This is a genomic window from Acetatifactor aquisgranensis (assembly GCF_943193215.1).
Taxonomy (GTDB): domain Bacteria; phylum Bacillota; class Clostridia; order Lachnospirales; family Lachnospiraceae; genus Acetatifactor; species Acetatifactor aquisgranensis.
Map to the genome: position 1 here is coordinate 67,712 of NZ_CALPDH010000012.1, position 24,008 is coordinate 91,719.

Here is a 24,008-nt window from a genome sequence, read left to right on the forward strand (position 1 = left end):
TATACTGAATAGGAAAGATGCTTGTTCCGGGAATCACGACTCACAAGAAGATATACTGCATAACGCCAGAATTTACCATACTGCATTTGTGAAACGTATATGGCTGGCGTTATGTAGTCAGGCTACCCGGAAATTTTAACTGTTAAGCAGTGTAAATGACAGCCTCAAAGAACACAAAATCGAACTGAGAGAAAATAGAACACAAAAGAACGCGAAGCGGTCAACACAGAAAGGAGCACCAATGGCCAAATATTACACACAGGAAATCCCCAAAACGGACAGAATCCCCAGGCTGGTAGCGCATCTCTACGCCAAGATGCCGGAAATCGAATCCGCCAGGGCCAGGCTGATCACAGAATCCTATAAGGCGACAGAAGACAAACCGATAATCATGCGGCGCGCCCTGGCATTTGCCCATATTTTGGACAATATCCCCATCATCATCCGGGAGGACGAGCTGGTGGTAGGCAGCACCACCATCGCCCCCAGAGGCTGCCAGACCTACCCGGAATTTTCCTACAAATGGCTGGAGAGCGAATTCGACACCGTGGCCGCCCGCAAGGCAGACCCCTTCTACATAGCCGAACAGACCAAGCGGGAGCTGCTGGAGGCGGACGCCTACTGGGAGGGGAAGACCACCAGCGAACTGGCCACTTCCCTCATGACCGAGGAGACGAAGAAAGCCATTGAGCACAATATCTTTACCCCCGGCAACTATTTCTACAACGGTGTGGGCCATGTGACCGTCCAGTATGACAAGATTCTGGCCATAGGCTACAGGGGGCTTATCGAAGAGATACAGGCGGAGCTGGACAAGTGCAGCCCTGGCGACGAAGATTATTGCACCAAGAGCCAGTTCCTGAAAGCGGCCGTCCTAAGCTGCGAGGCCGTGATTCGCTATGCCCGCAGATATGCCCGGCTGGCGGAGGAAGAGGCAGCTTCCTGCACTGACTCCGCGAGAAAGCAGGAGCTTCTGCAGATAGCGGCCAACTGCGCCAGGGTGCCGGAACACGGAGCCGCCACCTTCCATGAGGCCTGCCAGAGCTTCTGGTTCGTGCAGCAGCTGCTGCAGCTGGAGTCCAGCGGGCATTCCATCTCCCCGGGTCGCTTCGACCAGTATATGTATCCTTACTATAAGAAAGACCTGGAGGCCGGGAGGCTGACCAGGGAATCCGCCCAGGAGCTGATCGACTGTATCTGGGTGAAATTGAACGATTTGAACAAATGCCGTGACGCCGCCAGCGCGGAAGGGTTCGCGGGCTACAGCCTGTTCCAGAACCTGATTGTGGGCGGACAGGACAAAGAGGGGTTAGATGTGACGAATGACCTGAGCTTTATGTGCATCACGGCCTCCAAGCATGTGTTCCTGCCCCAGCCATCCCTTTCCATCCGGGTGTGGAACAAGTCGCCCCACGAGCTGCTGCTGAAGGCGGCAGATTTGACGCGGACGGGCATCGGCCTGCCGGCGTACTACAATGATGAAGTCATTATCCCTTCGCTGCTGAGCAGAGGCCTTACCCTGGAGGACGCCAGGGATTACAATATCATCGGCTGCGTGGAGCCCCAGAAGGCCGGGAAGACGGAAGGCTGGCATGACGCGGCTTTCTACAACATGTGCCGCCCTCTGGAGCTGGTGTTCTCCAACGGCTGGGACAAGGGTGAGAAGATCAGCATAGAGACCGGGGCCGTGGAGGACATGGCTACCTTTGAGGAGTTCTATGACGCCTATAAGAAACAGATGGATTACAACATCTCCCTGCTGGTGAACGCGGACAATGCCATCGACGTGGCCCATGCCACCCGCTGCCCGCTGCCGTACCTCTCCTGCATGGTGGACGACTGCATCAGGCGGGGCAAGAGCGTCCAGGAGGGCGGCGCCGTCTACAACTTTACCGGGCCTCAGGGCTTCGGCATCGCCAACATGGCGGACTCGCTGTACGCGATTAAGAAGCTGGTATTTGACGAGAAGAAGGTGACCCTGGCGGAGTACAAGCGGGCGCTGGCCATGAACTACGGCCAGGGCTTCGATGCCGTCAGCGCGGGAGAAATCGTGACGGAGATCCTGAGGGAGATTCGCAAGGTGAATCTCCCTGAGATGGACGGAAACGGCATGGCCGTGGACGAAGCCCAGATTGCGGGTATGATTCAGACAGTGATGAACACGGAGCTTCCGGCGGAGGAGAAGAAGAGATACGAAGCCCTGCGGGCCATGATAGACGAAGTGCCCAAGTTCGGCAACGACAACGAGGAAGTGGACATGTTCGCCCGGGACGTGGCGTATACTTACACCAAGCCGCTATTGAACTACCGCAATCCCAGAGGCGGCCAGTTCCAGGCGGGGCTGTATCCCGTGTCCGCCAATGTGCCACTGGGGGCCCAGACCGGAGCTACCCCGGACGGCAGGCTGGCCCACACCCCTGTGGCGGACGGCGTGTCCCCCTCGGCGGGCAAGGATGTGTACGGCCCCACCGCGGCGGCAAACTCCGTGTCCAAGCTGGATCACGGCATCGCCTCCAACGGCACCCTGTTCAACCAGAAGTTCCATCCCACGGCACTCAGCGGGGAGAAGGGGCTGGAGAACTTCGTGGCGCTGATCCGCTCCTATTTCGACCAGAAGGGGAGCCATATGCAGTTCAATGTGGTGGACAGGGAGACCCTGCTGGACGCCCAGGCCCATCCCGAGAAGTACGCCCACCTGGTGGTGCGGGTGGCAGGGTACAGCGCGCTGTTCACCACCCTGTCCAAGTCCTTGCAGGATGATATCATCCGCAGGACGGAGCAGGGATTCTGAAAGTTTTCAGACAATTCAGTAAGGTTCAAGGCAGCACGGCTTTGCTTTAGAAGAAAGGCAGTAAGATGGTCATAAAAAACGAATATCCGATTTTGGAATACAGTACGGACAAAACCGCCGTCATCAATCCCGACAGAAATGCGTCCAAAGCCGACAGGGACGGTCAGGGCGGGGGCGGGTTTGGGCGTTTCCCCAGGCTCTGCCTGGTCACGTTCTTCGAGGAGGTGCTTGACAGCGCGGTAGAGAGGTACGGGGGAGAGAAGATAGGGACATATGTCTCCGAAATGAAGGACTTCCATGTGTACCGGTTCACGGTGGATGGCACGGAGGTCTGCGCCGTACAGGCAGTGGTGGCCTCAGGCTCCATCGCCATGATGACCGAGATGCTCTACGGCAGCGGCGTGGAGGTGATTGTCTGCTGCGGCGGCTGCGGGGTGCTGGACGACATTCCGGAAGGAGCCGTCATCCTGCCGGTGCGGGCCCTGCGGGACGAGGGGGCATCCTACAAATATCTGCCGCCCGCCCGTTTCATTGAGCTGCAGTCCGGGCCCATCGAGCGCTTCCGGAAAGTCCTGTCCGGCCACGGCGTCCCCTACATAGAATGCGCCACCTGGTCTACGGACGGATTCTATAGGGAGACCAGAGAGATGGTGGCCTACCGGAGGGAAGAGGGCTGCAGGGCCGTGGAGATGGAGTGCGCCACCATGGCCGCCATCGCCCAGTTCCGGGGCAAGGTCTTTGGCCAGCTGCTCTACAGCGGCGACATCCTCATCGGCGATGCGGAGGACTATGACGACAGGGACTGGAACAATAATGTTTCGGCTAGGGAGAGGCTGTTCGCTCTCGCCTTGGAGGCACTGTGCATGCTGTAGGGGAAATGCGGATGAATGGTTTTGATGATGCTTTTTGGAAAATGTTGGACTCCCTGGTGAGGGATTCGGAAATCGTGATAGACAGGCCAAAAGGGACAGTCCATCCGAAATATCCGGATTTTGTCTATGAGGTTGACTATGGATATTTAAAGGATACTTCATCCATGGATGGTGCCGGCATTGATGTGTGGGTGGGCTCAGGGGAAAAGCGGGTGGACGCGGTCATGTGTACTGTTGACTGCCTGAAACGGGATTCGGAAATCAAGATTTTGATTGGATGTACGGAAGAAGAAAAGCTGTCAGTATATCGAGCCCATAATGATACACAGTATATGAAGGGTATTATGATAAGGCGCTGAATGGAGCCAGACTTCAGTAACCGTAAGTATGAAATGCTGCTCGCGCGGCGGAATGAGATGAAAAATGATGACAGAATATTTACAGACAAAAGGCCGGATATTTGATATACAACGGTATTCCATCCATGACGGAACGGGAATCCGGACAATCTGCTTCCTGAAAGGCTGTGTACTGCGGTGCAAATGGTGCTGCAATCCGGAGTCCCAGGAGTACGGAATCCAGGAGATGACCGTTCAGGGCAAGACGAAGATTATCGGCCGCGACGTGACGGTGGCGGAGGTCATGGAGACCGTGGAGAAGGACAGGCCCTACTATGACCGCTCCGGCGGCGGCCTGACCCTTTCCGGCGGTGAGAGCCTCTGCCAGCCGGAATTCGCCAGAGATCTGCTCCGGGCGGCGAAAGCGGTGGGCATCAATACCGCCATGGAGAGCATGGCCTGCGCCAAATGGGAAGTGATAGAACAGATTCTGCCGTACCTTGACCACTATCTCTGTGACATCAAGCATATGGACAGCGGAAAGCACAAACGCTTCACCGGAAAAGGCAATGAACTGATGCTGGAGAACGCGAAGAAAATCGCCTCTTCCCGCCAGACCCGCCTCAGCATCCGGGTACCGGTGATTCCCACCTTTAACGATACCGCGGGGGAAATCAGGGCCATTGCCCGGTATGCGGACGCCCTGCCCGGTGTGGAGGAAATCTATCTGCTCCCCTACCACAGGCTGGGACAGGACAAATATGAGGGGCTGGGCAGAACCTATGAACTGCCGGACATCCTGCCGCCGGAACCGGAGCATATGCAGCGGCTGAAGCGAGAAGCGGAAGCTTGTACGAAATTAAGATGCCACATAGGCGGTTAAAAGAATAAGATATGAAAAAGACAGATGCAATCGTCCGGCTTATCAGGCAGGAGATTGAAAATAAGGACATACTGGAGGTAGCCTGCGGCACGGCAGAATTTTCCCTATCCGCCGCACAGTGCGCGAAGCAGGTCACCTGTATCGATATTGACAGCGGGCGCCTGAGCAGCCTGGTGGAAGAGCGGGAAAATATCCGTTTTCAGAAGATGGACGCCGTCGAAATGGACTTTGCATGCGATGCGTTTGACACGGTGGTTCTGTACAATGCCCTTTGCCATATTGAAGACCAATATGATACGATCCTGGCGGAATGCCGACAGGTGTTGAAGCCGGAGGGGCATATCCTTCTGATTGCCACATGGAAGATGGACAGTTCCCTTATGGCGGAGATGTTCGGCGACAGGCTGGAATGGCTGGAAGGAAACTGTATTATGAAACTTGGGAAATGAGGTCGGTGTATGAAAAACGAGTGGCTGACACCAAATATACGTGTGAGAAACGCTGAAAGATGCACCAGGCTAATATGCGCGGGAACCTGCGGAGGACGTGTAGGATGAATAGGAGAATCGTCAACGATATAACGGATTTCATTTTTCTGGAGGACAGGCTGGAAAAGGCGGACGCGATTTTCGTCCCCGGCGGTTCTTATCCGGAACTGCCGGAACGGGCGGCGGAATTGTGGAAAGAGGGATATGCCCCGTATGTGGTGCCCTCCGGCAGATTTTCCATCACCAGAGGGGAATTCGCGGGCGTGAAATCCAAAGCGGAAAAGTACGGAAAAAAGTACGCCACCGAATGTGAATTCTATACCGATGTGCTGCAGATCAATGGAGTCGCCCCCGACTGCATCCTTCAGGAGGCCGAAGCGCAGTTTACAGCCGAGAACGCCAGATTTACCAGAAAGCTTCTCGACGCGAAAGGCCTATGCCCCGGGAAAGCCATCATCTGCTGCAAAGGATTCCATTCCAGAAGATGCCTGATGTACTACCAGTTCAGCTTCCCGGAGACGGAGTTCATGATGGCGCCGGTGTACGTCAACGTGACCAGGGAAAACTGGTACCGGACGGCCTGGGGGCAGGAAAAGGTGCTGGGGGAACTGACGAGGCTGGGGACGCAGTTCGGGCCGGAACTGAAAGGATTTGACAGGTCATCTGTAGATAGCTGATGTCAGCAAAGAGGCTTTGGCGGAAGCGGGAAGACTGCTGAAGTGATACAAAGAAGAACTGCCAAGACCGAAAGGAAGGAAAAGAAATGGACTGGCTTGATGACAAGACCAAACAGAGAATCGTGCAGGAACTGGTACCGGGCAAGCAGATTACGCTGGCCCACATCATTGCCAGCCCTGACCCTGTTCTATATGAAAAGCTGGGCCTGAATCCCGGCATCGATTACGTCCGCGCCGCCATCGGCATTATGACGGTGTCCCCGGCGGAGACGGCTATCATCATGGCGGATGTGGCGATGAAAGCGGCCGCCATCGATTTGGGATTCGTGGACAGGTTCAGCGGCTCCCTGATCATATCCGGCACCGTATCAGAGGTAGAGGCTTCCGAACAGGCAATTCTGGATTATGTGAGGAATGTGCTGCAATATACAGTCTGCGGAATCACTCGGACTTGACTTGCACGCTTATCGGCGAAGAAACCATGCTGGCTATCTGCAATGATGGTTCAGAGAAAAATTACAAGAATCAGAATATAAGCAAAAGTCATAGAACCGCCCACAGCCTCCATAGGGAGCGGTCAGCATGAGCTTTTATGACCCGGATGGAAATACCGTGTATCTGAGAATTTTTCCGGAAAAGACATCCGACGGGTAACGGAAAGGAGGCGCACTATGACAAAGACGAATTACCCACCGGGCTGGCTGTCCGACATCAGCTTCGTAGTCATCTTTGCGAAATACCAGGGAAAATGGGTCTACTGCTGGCATAAGCGCCGCGGAAGCTTCGAGCATCCGGGCGGTCATGTGGAGCAAAATGAGACCCCCGTGCAGGCGGCAAAGAGGGAACTGTACGAGGAATCCGGCATCACGGACTGCAAGCTGATACCGTTGTGGGACTATGAACAGAAATGGGGGGACGGCGTGGGCCGCAATAACGGCAGAGTCTACTTCGCGGAAGTCCATGCCCTGGGGGAGCTGCCCGAGAGCGAAATGAGCCGTGTCGAGCTGTTTGAATCCGTGCCGGAAAACTATACCTACGACGCCGCGGAGGAGGCCCGGGATCTGGAGAGGATAGAGGACATGCTCCGGGCATTCCGGGAGTAGCGCTCTTCAGGCTACATTATATTTATGAAGAAACTGATACTGATGGGCCGCAGCGAAAGCGGGAAGACTACTCTGAAGCAGGCCCTTTCCAGAGAAAAGATACAATACCGCAAGACTCAGTACATCCATTATGAAGATGTGCTCATAGACACCCCGGGGGAATACGCCCAGACCCACCGTCTGGGATATGCGCTGGCTCTCTACGCCTATGAGGCGGACGTGGTGGGGCTGCTGGTGGCGGCAACGGAGCCTTACACGCTGTTCCCGCCTAACATCACCTGCATGGTGAACCGGGACGTGATCGGCATCGTGACGAAAATCAATGAACCCAAAGCCGACAGAAAGCTGGCGGAACTGTGGCTGCGCAATTCCGGCTGCAGGGAGATTTTCTTTGTGGATTCGGTGACAGGGGAGGGCGTGGAAGAAATCCTGGCGTATTTGAACCGTCCCCAAATAAAGAAACCACAAAAATAAAACAAAAACGGCACAATCCAACATTTGCATGTTGACTTGTGTGGTATATAGGCTTATAATGGAGGAAAAGCACTCCAGCAACTGCAAACACAGGAATCAAAACGAATCAGGAGGAATCAAAATGCAGAACGAGTACGAAGTCAAAAAAGAGATATGCGACATCGGCAAGAGAATCTACAACAGGAACATGGTAGCCGCCAACGACGGCAACATCTCGGTGAAGTTGAACGACAATGAGTTCCTTTGCACCCCCACGGGCGTGTCCAAGGGATTCATGACTCCCGAGTATATCTGCAAAGTGGACGCACAGGGCAATGTCATCCAGTCCAACGGCAATTTCAAGCCTTCATCCGAAATCAAGATGCACATGAGAGTATATCAGGAGAGGCCCGATGTAAGGAGCGTGGTGCATGCCCATCCCGTATACGCCACCAGCTTCGCAATCGCCGGTATTCCTCTGACCCAGCCCATCATGCCCGAGGCAGTCATCGCTCTCGGCTGTGTGCCCATCGCCAAGTACGGCAGACCTTCCACCATGGAGATTCCCGATGCCGTTTCCGAGTATGTGCAGCACTTTGACGCAGTCCTCCTGGAGAACCACGGCGCGCTGACCTATTCCGACTCCCTGCTTGCGGCTTATCTGAAGATGGAATCCGTAGAGTTCTACGCACAGCTCCTGTATCAGTCAAGGATGCTGGGCGGCCCCAAGGAGTTCACCCCTCAGCAGGTGGAAGACCTCTACGAAATCAGGAGACAGTTCGGCATGAAAGGCCGCCATCCCGCTAACCTCTGCCCCAACGCAAAAGAGGGAAAGCCCAGCTGCCATACCTGCGGAGGCGGATGCCACGACAAGAAAGAGAACGCGAATGTCTCAGCGGACGTGGTGGCGGAGATTACCAGGAAAGTGCTGGAGCAGTTAGGGAAATAAGAGAGATTTGTATGGAAAATAAAGAAATAGAGGCAATCGTCCGGGAGGTCCTGGAAAGGGCGGAAAACGGACGGACAGAAAGCGGCGGGCCGGTGAAGCCTAAGACGGTGAAACAGGCAGCGGCGAACGGAGGACAGACATATGTCACCATGCCGTTAGCGCTGGCCGTGAAGCTCATCGAAAAGATTGAGGAGAAAGCGGCCCGGTGGGACATGCGGGTGGTCACCGCAGTCTCCGATGCCTCCGGGCGGCCCGTGGCCATCCACTGCATGGATGGCGCCTACATAGGAAGCTTTGACGTAGCATTGAACAAGACCTACACATCCATAGCGTTTCAGATGTCCACCGCGGAACTTGGACGGCTGAGCGGCCCCGATGGGAGCCTGTACGGCATACAGTTTACCAATGACGGAAAAATCGTCATATTCGGCGGCGGCGAGGTGCTGAAAAAGGACGGCGTCATCGTCGGGGCTCTGGGCGTCAGCGGCGGAAGCGCCGAGCAGGACACCGCGCTGGCAGCCTATGGAAAAAGTGTTTTCACGGAACTGGAATAGAAATCAGCATCTGCCAGCCGGAAATTCTCTGTGATGACCCGCTACTGGACGGCAGATGCGGAACTGGAATGGAGGTAACAAAGTGCTTGTAAACGAGAATCTGGTACAGGATATCGTACAGGAAGTGGTGGCGAAAATGCAGATTGCGGAATCCGCAAGCGGAAAGCACGGCATCTTCACCGATATGAACGAAGCCATCGCAGCCGCAAAAGCTTCACAGAAGACAGTACGTAAGATGTCCCTGGATCAGAGAGAACAGATTATCAGCAATATCCGCAGAAAAACCCATGAAAATGCGGAAGTCATTGCCAGAATGGGCGTAAACGAGACAGGAATGGGCAATGTAGGGCATAAGATATTAAAGCATAAGCTGGTGGCCGACAAGACTCCCGGCACGGAAGATTTGAAGACAACGGCCTGGTCCGGAGACAGGGGACTGACTCTGATTGAGATGGGACCTTTCGGGGTCATCGGCGCCATCACGCCCTGCACCAATCCCAGCGAGACGGTCATCTGTAATTCCATCGGCATGATAGCGGCGGGGAACACGGTGGTGTTCAATCCCCATCCCCAGGCGGTGAAGACCACTATCTTTGCCATCAATATGATCAATGAGGCCTCTATGGAGGCCGGAGGCCCTGACAATGTGGCCTGCACCGTGGAACAGCCCACGCTGGAGACCAGCAATGTGATGATGAAGCACAAGGATATTCCTCTTATCGTCGCGACCGGCGGCCCGGGCGTGGTGACCGCAGTGCTCTCCTCCGGCAAGAGGGGGATCGGCGCAGGCGCCGGCAATCCTCCCGCGGTGGTGGATGAGACAGCGGACATCAGAAAAGCAGCGGAGGACATCGTCAACGGCTGCACCTTTGACAACAACCTTCCCTGTATCGCCGAGAAGGAAATCGTGGCAGTGGAGTCCATCGCGGACGAGCTGATGCACTATATGATTTCCGAGCAGGGCTGCTATCTGATTTCCAAGGAGGAGCAGGACAGGCTGACAGCCACGGTCCTGACGCCCAAGGGTCTGAACCGCAAGTGTGTGGGCCGGGATGCAAAGACTTTGCTCAGCATGATCGGCGTGACCGTTCCCGACAATATCCGCTGCATCGTCTTTGAGGGACCCAAGGAGCATCCTCTGATCGCGGAGGAGCTGATGATGCCTATCCTTGGCATGGTCAGGGCGAAGGACATCGACGATGCCATCGAGAAGGCTGTATGGCTGGAGCACGGCAACCGCCACTCCGCCCACATCCACTCCAAGAACATTGACAACATCACGAAGTACGCAAGAGAAATCGACACGGCCATCCTGGTAAAGAACGCACCCTCCTACGCGGCGCTGGGCTTCGGCGGGGAGGGGTACTGTACTTTCACCATCGCCAGCCGCACCGGCGAGGGCCTGACCAGCACCAAGAGCTTCACCAAGAGCAGGCGCTGCGTCATGTCCGACAGTTTATGTATAAGATGAAAGGAGTAAAAAATGGCTGATACAGCACAGATAGAGGAGATTGTAAAACAGGTGCTTGCCAGTATGTCCGGCACAGTCAGTGCGGCGCCTGCGGCTAAAAGCGCAGGGAATGGCGCCATTCCGAAGACGGCCCATGTGGCAATGCTGACAAGTCTGGAGCATTTTGATGTAAAAGAGTTTCCCATGCCGGAAGTGGGCGATGACGATATTCTGGTAAAGGTGGAGGGATGCGGCATCTGCGGCACGGACGCCCATGAGTTCAAGAGAGATCCTTTCAGCCTGATACCGGTTGCTCTGGGCCATGAGGGCACCGGCGAGATCGTGAAGATGGGCAAGAACGTGAAGAAGGACAGCGCGGGCAAGGATCTGAAGCTTGGTGACAAGGTAGTTACCTGCATGATCTTCAAGGACAACCCGGACATCACCATGTTCGACTTGAACAAGCAGAACGTGGGCGGCGCGGACGTATACGGACTTCTTCCCGATGACGATATCCATCTGAACGGATGGTTTTCTGACTACATCCTGATCAGAGGAGGTTCTACCGTATTTAATGTAAGCGACCTGGATCTGTATTCCAGAGTGCTGATTGAGCCCTGCGCGGTGCTGATTCATGCGGTAGAGCGGGCCAAGAGCACGGGAATCCTGCGTTTCAACAGCAGAGTGGTGGTACAGGGCTGCGGCCCCATCGGCCTGATTTGTATCGCGATTCTGCGCACCATGGGCATCAACAAGATCGTAGCGGTGGACGGAGAGCAGAAGCGCCTTGACTTCGCAAAGGAATTGGGAGCCTCGGATTCCGTGAACTTTAAGGATCACAAGGGCATCGAGGCATTGTCCGCGGCGGTTGCCGAGAAGTGCGGCGGCCATCTGGCGGATTTCGCTTTCCAGTGTACCGGATCCCCGGCGGGACATTCCAATATCTATAAGTTCATCCGCAACGGCGGCGGGCTTTGCGAGCTGGGATTCTTCATCAACGGCGGTGATGCCACCATCAATCCGCATTTTGATATCTGTTCCAAGGAAATTACCACCGTGGGAAGCTGGGTGTACACCCTGAGGGATTATGCCACCACATTTGATTTCCTCAAGAGCGCGAAGAAGATGGGACTTCCCATGGATAAGCTGATTACCCACACCTATCCGCTGGAGGAAATCAACGAGGCGCTGAAGACCAATCTGGCTATGACGGGCTTAAAGATTGCTATCATAAATAAGTAGCATCTGAGACGAAAAGTGACGGATTGACACTAATCCGACTGTATCTGGACGATATAATGAACATCACCATGTGCAATCGGGGAAGCGAGGAGATGAATGGAAGGAAAGAATTCCATAGAAGAAGTGGATTCCATAGGAGAAATGAATTCCATAGAAGAAAAGAAGTCCGAGGAAGAAGCGGTAGGGCTGTTGGAGGTATACGGACTGACCTGCGCGTTCCTTGCGGCCGACGCGGGCTGTAAGGCGGCTGACGTGAGGCTGGAGACCTTTGACAAAAACAAACCCGCGAATGCGGATGCGCTGCCGGTGCCTTTGCTGGTGACAGTGAAGTTCCGGGGAAGCGTAGCGGCGGTGGAGGCTGCCATGGAGGCAGGCGAGCAAAAAGCAAAATCCCTCACCGGCGTGGTGCAGCGTCACATCATCCCGAGGCCTACCGGGGACACAGAGAAAATGTTGAAGATAAGCGCTTTTGACAAGAATTAAAATGAAATGACGATTCATGACAGGCAGAATGAAAGGAGATTATTATGGCACAGGAAGCATTGGGAATGGTAGAAACAAGAGGTCTGACGGCGGCGATTGAGGCAGCCGATGCGATGACCAAGTCCGCAGAGGTATCTCTGGTGGGCACGGAGAAGATTGGTTCCGGACTGGTAACGGTTATGGTACGCGGCGATGTAGGCGCTGTCAAGGCTTCCGTGGAGAGCGGTTCCGCAGCAGCAAGCCGCCTTGGCGAACTGGTGGCAGCACATGTCATCCCCAGACCGCACAGCGACGTAGAGAAGATTCTGCCGAAGATTTGAGCGGGAAACATAATTGTACTCACGGGCGATTAAATTGCCACGATGTCCCTGATATCTTTCTCTCGTGAGTCGGGTTGCTTGGAAAATTTCAGTGATCTTCAGTATAAGTAAAGGAGCCGGCAAATGAGCAGTACATCATTGGGCTTTATCGAGATTTCAGGCGTGGTTGCCGCCATAGATGCCCTGGACATCATGTGCAAGACATCCGGCGTGGAACTGGCCACATGGGAGAGGAAACTGGGCGGAAGGCTGGTCACCATCGTAGTGAGGGGCGACGTGGCGTCCGTGACGGAGGCGGTGGAGACAGCAGCGGCCAAGGCAATCAAGAAGCCCGTGGCCAGCGGGGTCATCGCCAATCCCCATGAAGAAATCGTCAGACTCGTGAACCTGAGCGCAAGCCGGTTCATGAAAGCGGATGGGCAGGCAGGTGCGCTTGACGCGAGGACCATTCAGGAAGTTTGATTCAGACAGGATAATGAAACTAAAAACGGTTTCGAAGCGGAGGTGTCAGAAAGGCGCCGCAGCGGAGAGACAGAATTGGAATCAGGAGGAAAAGAAATGGCACAGGAAGCATTAGGAATGGTGGAAACAAGAGGTCTTGTAGCTGCGATTGAGGCAGCTGACGCAATGTGCAAGGCGGCAAACGTGAGCCTTGTGGGCACCGAGAAAATCGGTTCCGGACTGGTGACCGTAATGGTGCGCGGCGATGTAGGAGCCGTGAAGTCTTCCGTAGAAGCTGGCGCCTCCAGCGCGTCCAAGCTCGGCGAGTTGGTAGCTACCCATGTAATTCCCAGGCCTCATACCGATGTTGAGATGATTCTTCCCAAGGCGAAATAAGGAAAGTTGTCTGGAGGAAGACTTCCTCCGGCAGATTTGGAGGAGAATATGGAACAACAGACTGTTGAGATGATCACGCAGATGGTGCTTCAGACCATAGGCAGAATGGAAGAAAAGACAGGCGGCTATCAGGTGCCGGTGGGCGTGTCCGCAAGGCATATCCACCTGACGCAGGAGCATGTGGAGGCCCTGTTCGGCGAGGGTTATCATCTGACGAAGAAAAAGGACCTGATGGGCGGCCAGTACGCCTGCAACGAGACTGTGACCGTGGTGGGGATAAAGCTGCGGGCCATTGAGAACGTGCGGGTCTTAGGGCCCGTCAGAAAGGCCTCCCAGCTGGAGATATCCGCTACGGATGCCATGAAGCTGGGCGTGGCGGCTCCTATCCGGGAGTCCGGCAACGTGGCGGGCAGCGCTCCCATAGCCGTGGTAGGCCCGAAAGGCGTCGTCTACCTGAAAGAGGGCTGCATCATAGCCATGCGGCATATCCATATGTCACCGGCTGACGCAATGGCTGCAGGAGTCGCGGACGGCGATATCGTTTCCGTGAAAGCGGACAACGAGAGAGGTACCGTATTCAATCAGGTGAAAATCCGTGTGAACGACAGCTTCACGCTGGAGATGCATATCGACACGGACGAAGCCAATGCCAGCAAGATCAAGACCGGCGATATGGTGACAATCATCAGACAATAGAATGTACGCCTGGCGGGAATCTATTGTCATGGATAAGATGGGCTGCGAAAGCAGCCATTGCGGCATAAATCCGGCCGGCGGGGCGGGAAATCCGCTCTGCCGGCAGCTTTTACGTCCGATGGGGGATTGGAAATGGTTGTAGGCAAGGTAATAGGGAGCATCGTCTCTACCCGAAAGAGCGAGAATCTGGTAGGGAACAAGTTCATGATCATAGAGCCGCTTGCGGAGATGGCCGCCGGAGCCGGGCGCTTTGTGGCAATCGACAATATAGGCGCGGGCATCGGGGAGACAGTCCTGGTGGCCACAGGAAGCGCGGCGCGTGTAGGAATGGAGAATGCGCCTGTGGATGCGGCCGTTGTCGGAATCGTGGACGAAAATTAACGGCGCAGCGTTTGGGGCAGGTATGAAACAGGCCATCCGTGGAAGAGAGAATCTTCCATGAGATGAACAGAGAAGTGGTATTTCTATAGAAAAGAGGCATTTCATGGAGATGCAGGATTTGAAGCAGATTTTGCAGGAGAGCGGCATTGTCGGTGCCGGAGGCGCCGGCTTTCCTACTTATGCGAAATTAGATGAAAGGGCGGAGGTCATTCTGATGAACTGCGCCGAATGCGAGCCGCTTTTAAAGCTCCACAGACAGCTTTTAGAGCAGCGCGCGGAAGAGATTCTGGAGACCTTTGACGGCATTGCCCGGACTGTGGGGGCAAAGGAGGCTGTCATCGGCATTAAAAGAGAATATGAAGCCGCCGTCAGGGCGGCTGAAAGATACATAGACGCATATCCGAACATGCGTATACAGCTTTTGGACAGCGCATATCCCATGGGGGACGAGGTAGTGCTCATCTACGAGGCCACAGGGCGGGTCATCCGGCCGGGGGGACTTCCCATTGAGGAGGGCGTGGCTGTCTTCAATGTGGAGACAGTCTATAATGTATACCGGGCTGTCAGGCATAATACTCCGGTCATCGACAAGCTGGTGAGCGTGGTGGGCGAGGTAGAGAGCCCGATTACCGTGCGCGTGCCCATCGGCGCGTCCATCGGGGACGTGGTGAGCTGCGCAGGGGAAATCAAGGTAAAGGATCCCGCCTATCTGGTGGGCGGGCCCATGATGGGAAATCTGGCCACGGACAGCGATGTGGTGACGAAGACCACCAATGCGATTATCGTGCTGGACAAAGGGCACAACCTGATACAGCGCAAGAACAGGAACGCTGCCATAGATCTGAACCGGGCGGCAGCCTCCTGCTGTCAGTGCGAGACCTGTACCAGCCTCTGCCCGCGCCATGCGCTGGGGCACCCCATAGAGCCCCATAAATTCATGCGCAGCGCCGCCAACAGGGACTTTCAGGATACCAATGTGTTCCTGAATACATTTTTCTGCAGCTCCTGCGGACTGTGCGAGAATTTCTCCTGTCCCCAGGGACTTTCGCCAAGAAGCCTGATTGCGGACTACAAGCTGGGCCTGCGGAAAGCCGGCGTGAAGCCGCCTGCGGATGTGAGGCCTGCACCCATAAGGGCAGGCAGAGAGTACCGCAAGGCGCCGGAGGAGAGGCTGGAGGCAAGGCTGGGCCTGGCGAAATATAATGTGGACGCGCCCCTGCAGCCGGACGAATACTGGAAGGGGGAGCAGCAGATTCATAAGGTGAAGATCCTGCTTGGCCAGCATATCGGAGCGCCTGCAATAGCGGCGGTGGAAAAGGGAGAGCAGGTGGCCTGCGGGCAGTGCATCGCAAAGCCTGCCGGCGGTTTAAGCGTGGGCATTCATTCCTCCGTGGATGGTGTCGTACAGGAGGTCACGGATAAATATATTTTGATTCTGCGCCGATAAGAGGAAGCGCATTATGGGCACGAAATAGGCGCAATGCCGGAAGACAGGGATGAAACGGCATATGGCTTATTGCAGGCGGCAATTGAATTAGGAGGTAAGAGCGATGGGCAGGGCTTTGGGAATGATAGAATTCAAGACGGTCTCCACAGGCGTGACGGCAGCGGACGCCATGGTGAAGACGGCGGCTGTGGAGCTGGTGGAGGCGCAGACCGTATGCCCCGGCAAATATATTGCCCTGATTACAGGGGATTTGAGCGCAGTGGATGCAGCAGTGGAAACTGCCAAGGTGCAGTATGGGGAACAGCTGATTGACAGCTTCGTGCTGGGCAATCCCCATGAGGGAATCTTCCCTGCAATCTATGGGACCACCCATGTGGAGCATATCAGTTCCCTGGGAATCCTGGAGACTTTCGACGCCGCAGCCATCATCGTTGCGGCGGATGTGGCGGCGAAGACCTCGGAGGTGGAGCTGATCGAACTTCGTATCGCCAAGGGCATGTGCGGCAAGTCCTATGTGTTCCTGTGCGGGGAGGTATCGGCCGTGGAGGCGGCCATCTCAAAAGCCAGGGCCAGCGTAGCCGAGGGAGGCATGTATCTGGATTCCACCGTCATCGCCCATCCGGATCCGCAGATTTGCAAGTCAATTCTGTAGAAAAGGATAACAATCAAGAGACACGAGTACGCAAACAGCCATATGAGCGGTTTCTCCGGCGCGGAGCAGGAAGTGCACAGGGAAACCGACGGACACAGATCTGGTATTTGGAACAGACTGCTGAAAAGAAAAAAGGACGGAGAGTGGGGCGCGGATGCTGGCGGTAGAGCGCAGGAACCTGATTTTGGATAAACTTCAGAACGAGCGGAAAGTGGTGGTCAGCGAGCTGAGCACCCTGTTTGACGTTTCTGAAGAGACAATCAGACGGGATTTGGATAAGCTGGACAGGGAGGGCCTGGCCATCAAAAGCTACGGCGGCGCTGTCCTGAATGAGAATACGGGCATGGATATGCCTTTCAATGTGCGCAAGAAACGCAACATGAAAGCAAAGCAGGAAATCGCCGCGCTGGTGGCCGGCCTTGTGCAGGAGGGAGAGCATATCATCGTAGATCCCAGCACCACGGCTGTGGCAGTGGTGAAGGCGCTGAAGACCCGGAAGAAGCTGACTTTGATCACCAGTTCCATCGAAGTGCTGATAGAGCTTTCGGACGTGAGCGGATGGGAGGTCATCTGTACCGGCGGAACCTTGCGGGAGAATTATCTGACACTGGTAGGCTCCAGGGCGGCGGATGTCATCAGTTCCTTTCAGGCGGACAAGGTGATTCTCTCCTGCAAGGGACTGGACTTAGAGCGGGGTGTCACCGACGCCCATGAGGCACTTTCCCAGATAAAGCATACCATGCTGAAATCCGCCAGGCAGCGCATCCTTGCGCTGGACCATACAAAATTTGGCAATGTAGCGTTTTCGCGAATCTGCGAGCTGTCCGATATCGACATGGTTGTGACGGATATCCGGCCGGAACAGAAGTGGATGGATTATTTTGCGGAGAAAGGAATCGAATGTCTCTATGGCAGAGAAGAGAGCGGCGAAGAAAACAGATAAGGCGACAATAACCTTAGCTTTCGCCAATAACAAGGGCGGAAGCGGCAAGACCACCACCTGTGCCAACGTGGGCTATTCCCTGTCGGCGTTGGGGAAGAGGGTGCTCCTGATTGACGGCGACATGCAGATGAACCTTTCCCTCTCTTTCTTTTCCGAGGAGGAAGTCCTGGGATTCGCCTCAGGGGACAGGAATCTGTACCTGGCCATGAAGAAAGAAGAGGACTTGTGGGACTATGTGGTGCACACGCCCTATGATAACCTGGACTTGATTCCCTCCTCCACGCTGATGAGCGGCATCGAGTATGACCTTTTCACCAAATGGCAGAGGGAACTGATTCTCTCCAGGAGCCTGGAGCGGCTGAAACGGGAGGGCGGATACGACTATATCCTGATCGACGCCCCGCCCACGCTGGGAGGCTGGGTCATGAACATCCTCTCCGCGTCCGATTACGTGATGCTGCCGGTGGAAGCCAGCCCCTGGGGACTGTTCGGCGTGGCCAACATGTTCGAGTTCCTGGAGCATGTGAAGAAACTGGCGCCGGGACTGAACCTGCTGGGCGTGGTCATCACCAAGATGGACGCCAGGAAGAATTATGGCAGACAGACCCTGGAAGCCCTGCATGAATTTGAGGAAGTGAATGTGTTCCGGACTGTCATCCGTGTGGACAGCGAGATAGAGTGGGCACAGGATAACTCCAAGCCCGTTATGGCACATAAAAAATCCGCCAGAAGTGCGGGAGAGTATCTGGAGCTGGCAAAGGAGGTAGAGGAATATGTCAGTGGGAGCAAGCAGCATTAAGAGGGCCGCCAAGACGGCTCAGGAAAAACCGGCCGCGAATCCGGTGGATAAGCCGGAAGCAAAAACGAAATCAAAGCCAAAAGCCAAACCGGCAGAAACCCTGACAGCAGAGAAAAAAACAGAAGCGGAAAAGCCGGAGAATACAAAAGAAACAAAAAGAGAAAAAGAAGCAAAGAAGAGAGAGGCAAAAAGCGGCCATGAAGCCTATGGAATAGGTCAGCAGCTGCCGGTGCATCTTCTCTGAAAACTGAATAGCGGTTTGCCCGGCGAAATAGGCTTGCCGATTCCCATAAAATCTGCTATAGTGTAGAAAGCATGACAGAAAGGCGGAGAGAAGATATGGAATTAGAGCAACTGAGAAGCGATATGGTGGCCGCCATGAAGGCCAGGGACAAGGACAGGAAAGACGCGATTTCCTCTCTGGTATCCGCAGTGAAGAAAGTGGCGATCGACGAGGGATGCCGCGAGGATGTACCTGCGGAACTGGTGGACAGGGTCATCATCAAGGAGCTGAAGACGGCAAAAGAGCAGCTGGACACCTGTCCCGCGGACAGAGAGAATTTGAAAACGGAATATCGGAAACGTTATGACGTAATTGCAGAGTATGCGCCTAAGATGATGTCTCCGGAAGAGGTGAAGCAGTATATCGAGGAGAATTTCGCGGATTTGCTTGCGACTAAGAATAAGGGACAGATTATGAAAGCCGTGATGGGCGTGCTGAAAGGCAAGGCGGACGGCAAGGTTATCAATGAGACGGTGGCCGGGCTGTGCAAGTGATAAGGAACGGATTTCGGGCAACCCTCAGGCGCGGAAAGCGTCGGAGGGCTGCCCTTTTTTACTTATAGCATATTTTGTTAATGTTTTTTTAATTGACAGAAAGCGCTTTCAAACGATAAGATATAAGAATAACGAGTATAAGGAGGAAATGTCTATTGAAGAAAAACGAGATCGCAATGAATGATTATGCACGGTTATGCAGAGAAGCCGACCACTTGGAGCCGGAGATGTTCGATAAGTATGAAGTACAACGGGGCTTGCGCGATAAGAACGGAAACGGTGTTGTGACAGGACTTACCAACATATCACGCATAGAGTCCTTTCAGATGATAAATGGGGTAAAGACGCCCTGCGAGGGCAAGCTGTGGTACCGCGGATATGACTGCATCGAACTGGTGAAGGGGTTCAGGGGGAGGCGCTTCGGCTTCGAGGAAGTCAGCTATCTCCTTCTGTTCGGCCAGCTGCCAAGTGAGAAGCAGCTGAAAGAGTACCGGGACATCCTGGTGGCCTACAGAACGCTGCCCACCAATTTCACCAGGGACGTCATCATGAAGGCGCCCAGCAGCGACATCATGAATTCTTTGACCAGGAGCGTCCTGACCCTGGCTTCCTATGACAGGAACTGCAACGATACCACCATCGAGAATGTGCTGGGCCAGTGCTTCCGGCTGATCAGCGTGTTCCCTATGCTGGCCGTATACGGGTATCATGCCTATAACCATTATCAGAACGATGAGAGCATGTACATACACCGTCCCTCCAAAAAGCTGTCCACAGCGGAGAATCTGCTGATGATGCTGCGCCCGGACAAGAAATATACGGAGCTGGAGGCCGCGGTGCTGGATATCGCGCTGGTGCTGCACATGGAGCACGGCGGCGGTAACAATTCCACCTTTACCACTCGTGTAGTGACCTCCTCCGGCTCGGATACCTATTCCGTCATCGCTGCGGCGCTGTCCTCCCTGAAAGGGCCTAAGCACGGCGGCGCCAATATCAAGGTAGTGGAGATGATGCGGGAGATAGAGGCCAATGTGTCCGACTGGGAGGACGCGGACGCGGTGAGGGCTTATCTGAAGAAAATTCTGAACAAGGAGGCCTTTGACGGCAAGGGGCTGATTTACGGCATGGGCCATGCGGTCTATTCCCTGTCCGACCCCAGGGCACAGGTGTTCAAGGGCTTTGTGGAAAGGCTGGCCTCAGCCAAGGGAAGGGAGAAGGATTTCGCGCTGTATTCCATGATAGAGCGCCTGGCACCGCAGGTGATTGCGGAGAAATCCCGGATTTATAAGGGCGTAAGCGCCAATGTGGACTTCTACAGCGGCTTTGTCTACAGCATGCTGGAAATTCCGCTGGAGATGTTCACGCCTATCTTCGCCATCGCCAGAATCGTAGGCTGGAGCGCCCACAGGCTTGAAGAGCTGATCAATATGGACAAAATCATCCGTCCCGCATACAAGAGCGTCATGCAGGAGCGGGAGTATGTGAATCTGGACAGCAGATGATGGCTTGCAGTACAAAGGGTTTCATGGTAAAATATAATACAATCATCGACGATTTTACCGACGGTCACAGAAACTTGCCGTGAATGTTCTCTTTCATTGCAGCCAGACTCATGAGTGAGAGAGTCTGTGAACATCATGGCAGATTTCACCGCTTGTGAGTATAGTAAGCCGCAGGACGGCAGAATGCGTGAAAATGTGAAAGTATTGAAAGCTATTTTCTTTTGTATCATGGGACTTATCATGGCGTGCTGCGTGGGAGTCATGGTTTGCGCGCTGAATCCCTCGCTGACGGCCATGCTGGCGGAGAGGGTGGAGAGCGTAAATCCCGCGCAATCCGCACAGGACGGACAATCCGGGGGACTGGGAGGTCTGTTTCAGGACGGGGACAGCCGGCCGGGTACGTCCGTGTCCATAGAGAGCCAGCCGGGCATCAATGCCGACTGGCTGGAGAATCAGCCCGGCTATGAGCCGCCGGAGAGCTCTTCGTTAGAGGCTCCGGACTCTGTCAGCGGCCGGACCGGTTACGAGCCTGTGCAGGAGGAAGCCCAGGAGATAGGCGAGGATGAGGCGGATGGCCTGTCGGGAAGCGACAATCCCGGTGACACGGGCAGCAATCTGACCTTTGACCAGGAAATCTATCCCTACTATGCCATGCTGGAACCGGACATGCGGCAGATATACAGCCAGATTTACGCCAACGCCGTAAGTCTGACGGCTTCTTTTACCCCGGTGACCACGGTGTCCGTGAATCAGCTTAAGACTGTGTTCGAGGCGGTCTACAATGACCACCCGGAGCTGTTCTGGCTGGACACGGGCTATTCCTGTAAGTATATCAGGAGCGGCAGATGCGCGGAAATCACTCTGAAATTCAATGAGACCGTGAATAATCTGGAGGAGGCCAGGCAGACTTTCGAGGGGGCGGCAGGAAATATCGCTGCCCAGGCCCGGGGGCTGGGCAGTCAGTATGAGGAAGAAAGGTATGTCCACGATGCGCTGATGCAGATGGTGGAATATGACGTGGCGGCCCCGATGAACCAGAGCGCCTACAGTGCGCTGGTGGGCGGCAGAAGCGTCTGTGCCGGATATGCCAGGGCATTCCAGTATATCATGCAGCAGCTGGATATTCCATGCTATTATTGCACGGGATACGCGGGAGAGGATCATGCGTGGAATATCGTAAAGTTAGATGGGACTTACCACAACGTGGATGTGACCTGGGACGACACGGAGGAGCCCACCTACGATTATTTCAACAAAACGGACAAGGAATATGCGTCTACCCACAGGCGCACCGGTCTTTCCGTGTACCTGCCGGCCTGCGAGGGAGCGGAGGCAGTCCCGAATGGCGGCAATGAGGCAGAAAATGGAGGCGATTCGGGGGAGCCGGGAGACATCAGCGGCACGGAAGCGGAGGATACAGGTGAGGCGGATGACATATCGAGTCTGATCAATCCCAATCCCATCCAGCCGCTGGGGTGGCAGAGCAAGGTTCCGGCGGGGCCTGTCGATTCACAGCCCACGGCGGATGAGATAAGGAAGCAGAACCTGGAAAAAGCCGGAGTCACCGAAGAGCAGGTGCGCGACACTATGCAGGAGTATTATGAGGACTGCAGGGAACTGCTGAAAAGCGTGGGGACGGGAGACAGACAGTTTGTGAACGTTATTCCGCAGTCTATGTGGAACTCTGTGGAGAGGGCGTACAATAGCGGCGATTACTGGAAAGGGTATGTGGAGCAGGCGCTGAAAGATATGGGCGCGGACAACTTCGCCATCCAGCTTCAGATACAGGATCTGGGCGGAGGTTATTATCGGATTTACCATAATGTATACACCTACTAAGGGGAACGGAACGAAATAAAAAAAGAGACAGGAATATCCTGTCTCTTTTTTCATATATTGGAGAAAGGAGGACATGTCGATGGAAAACTCTATTCTGCAGCTGTTCCCCTCCGGCAGCCGGGCTCTGTGGCAGAGCGTGGCCGAAGAGCAGGCGTCCATTCAGGAAATCCGCCTGCGGGCGGGACAGCCCATAATCATACATAGAAAAGGAAAGGAACTTTTCCTGACAGATTGGGGGAGACTGTCCCGGAATCCGGCGGAGGGGCATCTGGCCACCGGACGGGAGCTCTCGGAGACGCTGGAGCATATCTGCCATTATTCCCCCTATGCCTTTGAGGAGGAGCTGCGCCAGGGCTTCATCACCGTGGCGGGAGGGCATCGGGTGGGGGTGGCGGGACAAGCCGTGCTGGAGACGGACGGCAGGGTCAGGACTTTCAAGAATATTTCCTATCTCAATATCAGGGTGTCTCATCAGATGAAAGGAGCGGCGGATAAGATTCTCCCGGTCATGTACCGGGAGGGAGGGCTGCGCAGCGCCCTGATCATCTCGCCGCCGGGCTGCGGCAAGACCACGCTGCTGCGGGATCTGATACGGCAGATTTCGGACGGTAATGCCTGGGGACAGGGGATGACCGTGGGGGTGGTGGATGAGCGCTCGGAACTGGCGGGTTCCTTTCTGGGAAAGCCCCAGAATGATATGGGGATGCGCACGGATGTGCTGGACGGCTGCCCTAAGGACATCGGAATGCTGCTTCTTCTGCGGTCCATGTCGCCCCAGGTCATCGCCATAGATGAACTGGGCGGGGACGGGGAGCTTAAAGCGCTGGGACAGGCAGCGGCCTGTGGCTGCCGGATTCTGGCCACAGTCCATGGAGAGGACAGGCGGGACGTGGAGCGCCGGTTCGGGTTGGAGGCGGCTTACTGGGAGAGGCTGTTCGAAGTGTTCCTGGTGCTGGGGAAAGAGGATGGGAGATGCGTGATACGGCAGGTAAGCGAAAGGGGCGGGGCGTATGGTTAGGATGCTGGGCGGTTGTATGGTTTTTGCGGGATGCCTGGGACTGGGGCTGTGGTATCGGTACCAGTTTGGAGCAAGGATAAAGGCTCTGCACAATCTGGAGCGCATGCTGGAGCTTCTGGCCAGCGAGGTGCGCTATGGGAGGGCTACGCTGCCGGAGTGCTGCAGCCATATCGCGGGAGGGCTGGATTCAGGCTTCGAGGAGGCTTTCCTGGAGGTGGGGCGCAGAATGGAGGAGAACATGGGGCTTTCTTTCGGGGAAGTCTTTCAGGAGGAGATGGAAAAGGCCCTGGGCAGGCTGCCTCTGCAGGAGGCTGACAGGGAGAATTTCCTGCGGTTCGCCGCCCGGACAGGGTATGCGGACAGCCAGATGCAGCTGCGGGAGATAGAACAGAGCGGGGAACTTCTGCGGGACACCAGAGAGCGGCTGGAGCGGGAGAACGCGGAGAAGTGCAGGATGGCGGTGGGTCTGGGCGCCATGGGGGGACTGTTGTTGATATTGGTGCTTTGGTGAGTG

At 55.2% G+C, this 24,008-nt stretch carries 29 protein-coding genes; all 29 read left to right on the forward strand.

What is annotated here, in order from left to right; translation table 11 throughout:
• Positions 1-241 precede the first annotated feature (241 nt).
• The 29 genes from NFS35_RS11860 (at position 242) to NFS35_RS12000 (ending at position 24,005) form a co-directional block, all read left to right on the forward strand.
• Positions 242-2,791 (forward strand): glycyl radical protein, encoded by a 2,550-nt coding sequence (locus NFS35_RS11860; RefSeq protein WP_251207343.1) that lies wholly within the window; start codon positions 242-244, stop codon positions 2,789-2,791.
• A 65-nt stretch (positions 2,792-2,856) separates the two neighbouring features.
• On the forward strand, positions 2,857-3,663 hold the full coding sequence (locus tag NFS35_RS11865; protein ID WP_251207344.1) for a nucleoside phosphorylase: 807 nt from the start codon (positions 2,857-2,859) through the stop codon (positions 3,661-3,663).
• An 11-nt stretch (positions 3,664-3,674) separates the two neighbouring features.
• Positions 3,675-4,022, forward strand: a complete 348-nt coding sequence (locus tag NFS35_RS11870; RefSeq protein WP_330640183.1) for a hypothetical protein — start codon at positions 3,675-3,677, stop codon at positions 4,020-4,022.
• A gap of 67 nt (positions 4,023-4,089) precedes the next feature.
• Positions 4,090-4,884 (forward strand): glycyl-radical enzyme activating protein, encoded by a 795-nt coding sequence (locus NFS35_RS11875; protein WP_251207435.1) that lies wholly within the window; start codon positions 4,090-4,092, stop codon positions 4,882-4,884.
• A gap of 11 nt (positions 4,885-4,895) precedes the next feature.
• On the forward strand, positions 4,896-5,333 hold the full coding sequence (locus NFS35_RS11880) for a class I SAM-dependent methyltransferase (RefSeq protein ID WP_251207345.1): 438 nt from the start codon (positions 4,896-4,898) through the stop codon (positions 5,331-5,333).
• A gap of 104 nt (positions 5,334-5,437) precedes the next feature.
• The gene (locus NFS35_RS11885; protein ID WP_251207346.1) at positions 5,438-6,049 is read left to right on the forward strand and encodes a YdcF family protein; all 612 of its coding nucleotides are present in this window, start codon (positions 5,438-5,440) and stop codon (positions 6,047-6,049) included.
• A gap of 86 nt (positions 6,050-6,135) precedes the next feature.
• Positions 6,136-6,504 (forward strand): BMC domain-containing protein, encoded by a 369-nt coding sequence (locus NFS35_RS11890; RefSeq protein ID WP_251207347.1) that lies wholly within the window; start codon positions 6,136-6,138, stop codon positions 6,502-6,504.
• Between the two features lie 216 nt (positions 6,505-6,720).
• Positions 6,721-7,152, forward strand: a complete 432-nt coding sequence (locus NFS35_RS11895) for an NUDIX domain-containing protein (protein ID WP_251207348.1) — start codon at positions 6,721-6,723, stop codon at positions 7,150-7,152.
• Positions 7,153-7,176: 24 nt separating this feature from the next.
• Positions 7,177-7,626, forward strand: coding sequence for a EutP/PduV family microcompartment system protein (locus NFS35_RS11900; protein ID WP_251207349.1), 450 nt, complete (start codon positions 7,177-7,179; stop codon positions 7,624-7,626).
• A 121-nt stretch (positions 7,627-7,747) separates the two neighbouring features.
• Positions 7,748-8,554, forward strand: a complete 807-nt coding sequence (locus NFS35_RS11905; protein ID WP_251207350.1) for a class II aldolase/adducin family protein — start codon at positions 7,748-7,750, stop codon at positions 8,552-8,554.
• Positions 8,555-8,565: 11 nt separating this feature from the next.
• Positions 8,566-9,108 (forward strand): GlcG/HbpS family heme-binding protein, encoded by a 543-nt coding sequence (locus NFS35_RS11910; protein WP_251207351.1) that lies wholly within the window; start codon positions 8,566-8,568, stop codon positions 9,106-9,108.
• 82 nt (positions 9,109-9,190) lie between these two features.
• A complete protein-coding gene (locus NFS35_RS11915; protein WP_251207352.1) occupies positions 9,191-10,579 on the forward strand; it encodes an aldehyde dehydrogenase family protein in 1,389 nt (462 codons plus the stop codon).
• Between the two features lie 12 nt (positions 10,580-10,591).
• The gene (locus NFS35_RS11920; protein ID WP_251207353.1) at positions 10,592-11,800 is read left to right on the forward strand and encodes a zinc-dependent alcohol dehydrogenase; all 1,209 of its coding nucleotides are present in this window, start codon (positions 10,592-10,594) and stop codon (positions 11,798-11,800) included.
• 141 nt (positions 11,801-11,941) lie between these two features.
• Positions 11,942-12,283: a BMC domain-containing protein gene (locus NFS35_RS11925; protein ID WP_251207436.1), complete on the forward strand. Its 342-nt coding sequence runs from the start codon at positions 11,942-11,944 to the stop codon at positions 12,281-12,283.
• Positions 12,284-12,327: 44 nt separating this feature from the next.
• Positions 12,328-12,603, forward strand: a complete 276-nt coding sequence (locus NFS35_RS11930; protein ID WP_251207354.1) for a BMC domain-containing protein — start codon at positions 12,328-12,330, stop codon at positions 12,601-12,603.
• 123 nt (positions 12,604-12,726) lie between these two features.
• Entirely contained in the window at positions 12,727-13,065 is a 339-nt protein-coding gene (locus NFS35_RS11935) for a BMC domain-containing protein (RefSeq protein ID WP_251207355.1), read from the forward strand.
• Between the two features lie 96 nt (positions 13,066-13,161).
• Positions 13,162-13,440 carry a BMC domain-containing protein gene (locus tag NFS35_RS11940; protein ID WP_251207437.1) on the forward strand — a complete coding sequence of 93 codons (279 nt, stop codon included), beginning with the start codon at positions 13,162-13,164 and terminating at the stop codon, positions 13,438-13,440.
• A gap of 48 nt (positions 13,441-13,488) precedes the next feature.
• Positions 13,489-14,136 carry a phosphate propanoyltransferase gene (gene pduL / locus NFS35_RS11945; protein WP_251207356.1) on the forward strand — a complete coding sequence of 216 codons (648 nt, stop codon included), beginning with the start codon at positions 13,489-13,491 and terminating at the stop codon, positions 14,134-14,136.
• 132 nt (positions 14,137-14,268) lie between these two features.
• A complete protein-coding gene (locus tag NFS35_RS11950) occupies positions 14,269-14,517 on the forward strand; it encodes a EutN/CcmL family microcompartment protein (protein ID WP_251207357.1) in 249 nt (82 codons plus the stop codon).
• Positions 14,518-14,620: 103 nt separating this feature from the next.
• A complete protein-coding gene (locus NFS35_RS11955; protein ID WP_251207358.1) occupies positions 14,621-15,964 on the forward strand; it encodes a 4Fe-4S dicluster domain-containing protein in 1,344 nt (447 codons plus the stop codon).
• Positions 15,965-16,067: 103 nt separating this feature from the next.
• Positions 16,068-16,616, forward strand: a complete 549-nt coding sequence (locus NFS35_RS11960) for a BMC domain-containing protein (protein WP_251207359.1) — start codon at positions 16,068-16,070, stop codon at positions 16,614-16,616.
• Positions 16,617-16,770: 154 nt separating this feature from the next.
• The gene (locus tag NFS35_RS11965) at positions 16,771-17,559 is read left to right on the forward strand and encodes a DeoR/GlpR family DNA-binding transcription regulator (protein ID WP_251207360.1); all 789 of its coding nucleotides are present in this window, start codon (positions 16,771-16,773) and stop codon (positions 17,557-17,559) included.
• Complete coding sequence (locus NFS35_RS11970) at positions 17,525-18,358, forward strand: ParA family protein (RefSeq protein ID WP_251207361.1); 834 nt, start codon at positions 17,525-17,527, stop codon at positions 18,356-18,358. Before NFS35_RS11965 ends, NFS35_RS11970 begins: the two co-directional genes overlap by 35 nt.
• A 43-nt stretch (positions 18,359-18,401) precedes the next feature.
• Entirely contained in the window at positions 18,402-18,602 is a 201-nt protein-coding gene (locus tag NFS35_RS11975; RefSeq protein WP_251207362.1) for a hypothetical protein, read from the forward strand.
• Between the two features lie 95 nt (positions 18,603-18,697).
• Positions 18,698-19,135, forward strand: coding sequence for a GatB/YqeY domain-containing protein (locus NFS35_RS11980; RefSeq protein ID WP_251207363.1), 438 nt, complete (start codon positions 18,698-18,700; stop codon positions 19,133-19,135).
• 176 nt (positions 19,136-19,311) lie between these two features.
• Positions 19,312-20,637 (forward strand): citrate/2-methylcitrate synthase, encoded by a 1,326-nt coding sequence (locus NFS35_RS11985; RefSeq protein WP_251207438.1) that lies wholly within the window; start codon positions 19,312-19,314, stop codon positions 20,635-20,637.
• Between the two features lie 135 nt (positions 20,638-20,772).
• Entirely contained in the window at positions 20,773-22,476 is a 1,704-nt protein-coding gene (locus NFS35_RS11990) for a transglutaminase domain-containing protein (protein WP_251207439.1), read from the forward strand.
• Positions 22,477-22,555: 79 nt separating this feature from the next.
• Entirely contained in the window at positions 22,556-23,494 is a 939-nt protein-coding gene (gene spoIIIAA / locus NFS35_RS11995; RefSeq protein WP_251207364.1) for a stage III sporulation protein AA, read from the forward strand.
• Positions 23,487-24,005, forward strand: a complete 519-nt coding sequence (locus NFS35_RS12000) for a stage III sporulation protein AB (protein ID WP_251207365.1) — start codon at positions 23,487-23,489, stop codon at positions 24,003-24,005. Before spoIIIAA ends, NFS35_RS12000 begins: the two co-directional genes overlap by 8 nt.
• Positions 24,006-24,008 lie beyond the last annotated feature (3 nt).

Coding starts and splice junctions, on each gene's coding strand:
- NFS35_RS11895 (WP_251207348.1), top strand. CDS start 6,721: ATGACAAAGACGAATTACCCACCGGGCTGGCTGTCCGACATCAGCTTC.
- NFS35_RS11865 (WP_251207344.1), top strand. CDS start 2,857: ATGGTCATAAAAAACGAATATCCGATTTTGGAATACAGTACGGACAAA.
- NFS35_RS11900 (WP_251207349.1), top strand. CDS start 7,177: ATGAAGAAACTGATACTGATGGGCCGCAGCGAAAGCGGGAAGACTACT.
- pduL (WP_251207356.1), top strand. CDS start 13,489: ATGGAACAACAGACTGTTGAGATGATCACGCAGATGGTGCTTCAGACC.
- NFS35_RS11920 (WP_251207353.1), top strand. CDS start 10,592: ATGGCTGATACAGCACAGATAGAGGAGATTGTAAAACAGGTGCTTGCC.
- NFS35_RS11870 (WP_330640183.1), top strand. CDS start 3,675: ATGAATGGTTTTGATGATGCTTTTTGGAAAATGTTGGACTCCCTGGTG.
- NFS35_RS11965 (WP_251207360.1), top strand. CDS start 16,771: ATGCTGGCGGTAGAGCGCAGGAACCTGATTTTGGATAAACTTCAGAAC.
- NFS35_RS11925 (WP_251207436.1), top strand. CDS start 11,942: ATGAATTCCATAGAAGAAAAGAAGTCCGAGGAAGAAGCGGTAGGGCTG.
- NFS35_RS11985 (WP_251207438.1), top strand. CDS start 19,312: ATGAATGATTATGCACGGTTATGCAGAGAAGCCGACCACTTGGAGCCG.
- NFS35_RS11935 (WP_251207355.1), top strand. CDS start 12,727: ATGAGCAGTACATCATTGGGCTTTATCGAGATTTCAGGCGTGGTTGCC.
- NFS35_RS11990 (WP_251207439.1), top strand. CDS start 20,773: ATGGCAGATTTCACCGCTTGTGAGTATAGTAAGCCGCAGGACGGCAGA.
- NFS35_RS11950 (WP_251207357.1), top strand. CDS start 14,269: ATGGTTGTAGGCAAGGTAATAGGGAGCATCGTCTCTACCCGAAAGAGC.
- NFS35_RS11910 (WP_251207351.1), top strand. CDS start 8,566: ATGGAAAATAAAGAAATAGAGGCAATCGTCCGGGAGGTCCTGGAAAGG.
- NFS35_RS11860 (WP_251207343.1), top strand. CDS start 242: ATGGCCAAATATTACACACAGGAAATCCCCAAAACGGACAGAATCCCC.
- NFS35_RS11930 (WP_251207354.1), top strand. CDS start 12,328: ATGGCACAGGAAGCATTGGGAATGGTAGAAACAAGAGGTCTGACGGCG.
- NFS35_RS11875 (WP_251207435.1), top strand. CDS start 4,090: ATGACAGAATATTTACAGACAAAAGGCCGGATATTTGATATACAACGG.
- NFS35_RS11960 (WP_251207359.1), top strand. CDS start 16,068: ATGGGCAGGGCTTTGGGAATGATAGAATTCAAGACGGTCTCCACAGGC.
- NFS35_RS11980 (WP_251207363.1), top strand. CDS start 18,698: ATGGAATTAGAGCAACTGAGAAGCGATATGGTGGCCGCCATGAAGGCC.
- NFS35_RS11970 (WP_251207361.1), top strand. CDS start 17,525: ATGGCAGAGAAGAGAGCGGCGAAGAAAACAGATAAGGCGACAATAACC.
- spoIIIAA (WP_251207364.1), top strand. CDS start 22,556: ATGGAAAACTCTATTCTGCAGCTGTTCCCCTCCGGCAGCCGGGCTCTG.
- NFS35_RS11940 (WP_251207437.1), top strand. CDS start 13,162: ATGGCACAGGAAGCATTAGGAATGGTGGAAACAAGAGGTCTTGTAGCT.
- NFS35_RS12000 (WP_251207365.1), top strand. CDS start 23,487: ATGGTTAGGATGCTGGGCGGTTGTATGGTTTTTGCGGGATGCCTGGGA.
- NFS35_RS11890 (WP_251207347.1), top strand. CDS start 6,136: ATGGACTGGCTTGATGACAAGACCAAACAGAGAATCGTGCAGGAACTG.
- NFS35_RS11880 (WP_251207345.1), top strand. CDS start 4,896: ATGAAAAAGACAGATGCAATCGTCCGGCTTATCAGGCAGGAGATTGAA.
- NFS35_RS11955 (WP_251207358.1), top strand. CDS start 14,621: ATGGAGATGCAGGATTTGAAGCAGATTTTGCAGGAGAGCGGCATTGTC.
- NFS35_RS11905 (WP_251207350.1), top strand. CDS start 7,748: ATGCAGAACGAGTACGAAGTCAAAAAAGAGATATGCGACATCGGCAAG.
- NFS35_RS11885 (WP_251207346.1), top strand. CDS start 5,438: ATGAATAGGAGAATCGTCAACGATATAACGGATTTCATTTTTCTGGAG.